General features: G+C 76.7%; 1 protein-coding gene. It reads right to left on the reverse strand.

The genetic code is table 11. The features are described from left to right. The coding region (locus GT042_RS34500) for a cell division protein FtsQ/DivIB (RefSeq protein WP_161312631.1) at nucleotides 1-893 on the reverse strand (893 nt) is incomplete at both ends.

An 893-nucleotide genomic window follows, 5' to 3' on the forward strand; every position in this document is an offset into this window, starting at 1 on the left:
CGCCCAGCAGCGCCGCGTCCGGACCGCCCAGCAGGTGGAGGGCGGTGACGTGGGCGCGGTCCAGGGCGTCGAGCGGCGAACCGCCGTGCCGCCGCCGCCAGTCGAGCAGCGCCTCCTCGCGCCCCGGCAGCTTGTCGGGGTCGTACTCCCCGGACAGCACCCTCTCCCCGCGCTGTACGGCGAGGACAAGACCGTCCGGCACCGTGCCGGACCCGGTCGCCTCCGGGGGAAACCGGCCGACCCCGGTGCCGTACAGCCGCCGGTGCGGCAACCGCAGGCCGCCGTCCTGCCCCGCCGCGTCGGAACGGGTACGGCCGGAACGGGTACGGGGGGACAGGGCGTCGTCCGCCCATTGGTAGAGGTGGACCGCGTCACCGAGAGCCGCCGCCCGCTCCGCGGTGTCCCCGAGGCCGAGGGTGTGGGAGGCGAGGAGAACCTCGATCAGGGAGTGGCGGTCCAGGGACAGCTGCCAGCCGATGACGGCCTCCCGGAAGGCGAGGACGTCCGCCCGCCGCACACCGGCCAGCCGCGAGTAGCGCGCCAGCGCCTCGCGGGCGGCGTCGGCCGGGCCGTGGCCCACCGGGAAGCCCCGGTCGTGGTGGAACTCCCGGTACCAGTTGCCCTCCCGGTCCAGCGGTGCCGGAGGCGTGAACCATACGGTGAGTCCCACACCCCGCGCGTACGCCTCCATCAGCTCCGGCAGCCCGGCGCCCCCCTCGGGATCCAGCAGCCGTCGCAGCGCGGCGTCGAGGTCCACGCCCGCGTCGTCGTCGGCGACGGAGAAGAACGCCGACGCGGCCCCCGCCTCACCGAACCGGCCGACCCCGAACCGGTGGACGGCCTCCAGCGCCGCGCGGGCGGCGGCGGTGACCCGCGGATCGCCCGCCAGGGCG

The organism is Streptomyces sp. SID3212, assembly GCF_009865405.1.
GTDB lineage: Bacteria > Actinomycetota > Actinomycetes > Streptomycetales > Streptomycetaceae > Streptomyces.